The organism is Arthrobacter sp. H41 (assembly GCF_000520535.1).
Lineage (GTDB): Bacteria > Actinomycetota > Actinomycetes > Actinomycetales > Micrococcaceae > Arthrobacter_D.
In genome coordinates, this window is the sequence record NZ_KI914837.1 from 24,853 (window position 1) to 28,822 (window position 3,970).

The following is a 3,970-nucleotide window of genomic DNA, read 5'->3' on the forward strand; positions in this document are numbered from 1 at the left end:
GAGCCGTTCCGGACCGGCGGCGCCTCCGTCGCACGCCGCTGGCGGAGGTCGCTGCAGTTCCGTACCGTCGTCGCGACGATCCTGCTGACCTCCGTCGCGTTCGCCGTCGTCGGGGGATTCCTTTCCAACCGGGTGGCCAGCGCCCTGTACGTGGAGCGGTTCGGGCAGTTCCAGGAAGAATCGACGAACGCGCTGGCGGACGTCAAGACGGTGTTCAGTGAGACCCCGGCGACCGATAGGGAAACCACGGACCGGCTCGCCCTCGACACGTTGACAGGACTCACCGGCACCGGTGCTGACGCTCCCCGTCAGTGGCTCCTGACGCCGCTACCCGGCCAGCAGGGCTACTTCGTGCCGCCGCGCGCGAGCGTCGAAGGCGCTGCCGCTTCGGCGCTCATCCCCCAGGAGATGACCGACGCCATCATTGCGGGCGACGACCAGTACTGGGCGCCCATCGAGATCCCGGTATCACAGCAGTCGGGTCGGCGGAATGCGCCGGGGGTGGCGTTCGGAACGAAGGTCACGCTGCCGCCCGACCGCACCGAGTATGCGCTGTACATCTACTACGACCTCTCCTCCATGCAGGGAACCCTCGACGACATTCACCGGGTGCTGTGGGCTGCAGGCACCGTCCTGCTGGGAATCGTCGGTGCTGTGGCCTGGTTCGTGACCCGCAGCGTGGTGCGTCCGGTCAGCCACGCGGCCTTCGTGTCGGAGAAGCTTGCAGCGGGCCACCTGCAGGAGCGGATGGACGTGCGCGGCGAGGACGAGGTGGCGCGGCTCGGTGCTTCCTTCAACCGGATGGCCGCCAACCTCCAGGACCAGATCACCCAGCTGGCCCAGCTGTCCCAGATGCAGCAGCGTTTCGTCTCGGACGTCTCCCATGAGCTGCGGACCCCCCTGACGACGGTGCGGATGGCTGCCGAGGTTCTTTTCGATGCGCGCCGCGAATTCGATCCGGTCAACAAGCGGTCGGCCGAGATCCTGTTCGACCAGGTGGAGCGGTTCCAGTCCCTGCTCGCGGACCTGCTGGAGATTTCCCGGTTCGACGCCGGCGCGGCAGTGCTCGAGCCGGAGCCGGCCGATATCTTCCAGATCGTCCGGCATGTGATCGCCGGAACGGAGCCGCTCGCCGACGCCTCCGGGTCCGTGATTACGATCGTGTCCGCGGAAACCAGTTGCGTGGTGGAAGTGGATTCGCGGAGGATCGACCGCATCCTGCGGAACCTCCTGGTCAACGCGCTCGAGCACGGTGAAGGGGAACCGATCGACATCCACATAGCATCAGGGCCCGATGCCGTTGCCGTGGCAGTTCGGGATCACGGGATCGGGATGACGCCGACGGAGGCGTCCCGGGTGTTCGATCGATTCTGGCGGGCCGACCCTGCCCGGGCCCGGACCACCGGTGGTAGCGGCCTCGGGCTCTCCATCGCCGTCGAGGATGCACGGCTCCACGGGGCCTGGCTCCAGGCCTGGGGGGCGCCGGGCGACGGCTCCTGTTTCCGGCTGACCCTACCCAGGCGCCAGGGGAGCGAAGTGAACGTATCACCATTGCCGCTGCCGCCGCGCGGGGGAATCCCTCCGGGTGAGGTCCCGTCGGGTGAGGTCCCGTCGGTTGAAGCGCTCCCGGGCGTGACCCTCCCGGGCGTGGCGCCGTCGGGCGAGAAGCCGTCGGCTGCTCCGATCGAGGTTCCGGCAGGCCGTAGTGTCCCTGAGGAGGAGACCAATGAATTTTCCTGACAGGCCCTCCCGGCAGGGTGCGTCGGCCATGGTGCTCGCCGCGGTGCTCGCCGTCGTGCTCTCGATCGCCGGCTGCTCGGCCATCCCACGGAGCGGCCCGGTGAGCACCATAACCGCAGCGGTGGAGGACGAAGGCATTTCCGCGCAGGAGTTCTCGCCCGAGGGTCCCTCCGAAGGCGCGGCCCCCGAACGGATACTGCAGGATTTCATCACTGCGGGTACCGGCGCCGGGGATGGTTACAGCGTGGCCCGGCAGTACTTGGCCCCCGACCTTGCCGCCTCCTGGCAACCGGAGGACCGGATCGTCATCTTCCGCGCGGATCCACGAATCGTCCAGCGGGGCGACGAGGAGGAGGGCCCCTACCTGATCCAGCTCGAGACCACCGGCACCATCGACGAGCAGGGCGTACGGACCAACACGCTCCTGCCCTCAAGCGAAACCATCACCGCCGAGATGGTCCGGATCAACGGGCAGTGGAGGATCAGCGAGATCCCTGACGGCATTCTGATCACCGAGAGCAACGCGCGCGCCCTGACGATCTCCCACACCCTGTATTTCTACAGCAGCAACTACCTGTACTGGGTGCCGGATGTCCGCTGGTTCGTCCGGCGGACAGGAGTGACGGCGCGCATCGTCCAGGCCATGCTCGCCGGCCCCGCCCCGTACCTCCAGGGTTCCGTCACGAGCGCGTTTCCCGAGGGAGTGACCCTCGCCCGCGAATCAGTGCCGATCCGGTCCGGCGTGGCATCGGTCGAACTGTCCGAGGAGGTACTACAGGACGCCACCGAACTCCGGCTGGAACAGATGCAGCAGCAACTGCAGACGAATCTCGTCGGTTTGAACGACGTCACCAGTGTGGAGATGACTGCCGGGCAGCCCATTCCGCTGGACGAGCCCGAAGAGGACCTCGTGGTGCCGGTGCTCAACCCTCCGGTGGGCAACGAGCAGGTGGCGGTATCCGCCAACGAACTCGTGACCCTCCGGAACGGGGCAGTGGTGCCCATCGATAATTTCCCGTCCGTCGCTTCCTATAGCCCGAAAGACCCGGCGACCTCCGTGTCGGGCAGCAACTATGCGTTCCTGTCCGGGGACGGGACCAGGCTGCTCGCTACTGCCCCGGGCAGCGAAGTGCGCCTTGCCGCCGAAGGAACGGCGTTGACTGCGCCGAGCTTCGATCCGGGCAACTGGGTGTGGACGGCACGGGCTGCCCCGGGTGGTGCCTCCGGCCAGGGAAGCGAGATCGTCGCCGTCCCTCCGGGTGGGACGACCGCCAACGCCGTCGTCGTTTCGGCGCCGTGGCTCGCCGACCGCATCGTACGGGAGCTGAGGATCTCCCGGGACGGTGCCCGTGCCCTCCTGGTCACCGAGCGGGCAGGAGTGACGGAGGTGCTCCTTGCCGGTATCACACGGTCTGCCCAGTTCGTGCCGCAGTCCTTCAATGCCCCGTTACCGTTGACGATTGAAGGGGACATCGGCACAGCCAAATGGGCCGGAGACACGACGATCGTTGCATCCGGCACCTCCGCGGCAGCCACGTCCGTTCCGGTGATCCACGAACTCAGCGGGTCGAGTGAACTGATGAACCCACTCACCGGCGTCGTCAACATCAGTGCGGGCAGCAACGTCGAAGATGCCTTCTACGCCCAGGTCGGCGACCTGCTGCTGCAGCGGCTGGGAAGCGCGTGGACCGAGGACGCGCAGAACGTCCAGGATCCTGCCTTCCCCGGCTGACGCGGCGTACGCCTGATTCCGCCTCAGCCCATCCGGGCTTGCCGCAGCCGATCCGAGCGCTGCGCTGGCGGAGATGTGCTTGTCCACATGGACGAACCGCCTTCTTCCGGACTATTCGATTGGCCTGCGATCCTTGAGCCATGGTTCCGGCGGCGGTGCTCAAGGCAGGAGTCCTCAAGGCAGGAATCCTCAAGGCAGGAATCCTCAAAGCAGCGGACCGGCTTGTGCTGATGCCGGCCTGGCAGTTGTTCGCCGGGGCGGCAGGGAGCTTCTGGTCGCTGATCTTTCCCACGGCGTGCGTTCGATGCGGTGCCTGGGACCACTCCCTGTGCAGCGCCTGCCTCGAGGAGTTCCGGCGAGCCACCGTTCGGCCGTTCCGAGCCGAAGCCGGCGCGGAGTCCCTGCCCGGATACCTCGAGTTCCGGCGTGCTGGTCGGCAGCCGGATCCCGTCCGGAGCGGACTCCAGGGCTTCGTTCCCCTGCCGGTCATAGCGGCGG

Annotated in this window: 2 protein-coding genes and 1 pseudogene; all 3 read left to right on the forward strand. The window is 67.3% G+C overall.

All coding sequences use genetic code 11. The features are described 5' to 3' along the window. Positions 1-1,740: MtrAB system histidine kinase MtrB (mtrB, locus tag Y705_RS20570; RefSeq protein ID WP_081738110.1), on the forward strand; the 1,740-nt coding region annotated here is incomplete at its 5' end. Next, positions 1,727-3,472: an LpqB family beta-propeller domain-containing protein gene (locus Y705_RS0115360; protein WP_026533493.1), complete on the forward strand. Its 1,746-nt coding sequence runs from the start codon at positions 1,727-1,729 to the stop codon at positions 3,470-3,472. The genes mtrB and Y705_RS0115360, both read left to right, overlap by 14 nt. A 140-nt stretch (positions 3,473-3,612) precedes the next feature. Then, positions 3,613-3,970, forward strand: a pseudogene (locus Y705_RS22515) (hypothetical protein); the annotation flags it as partial.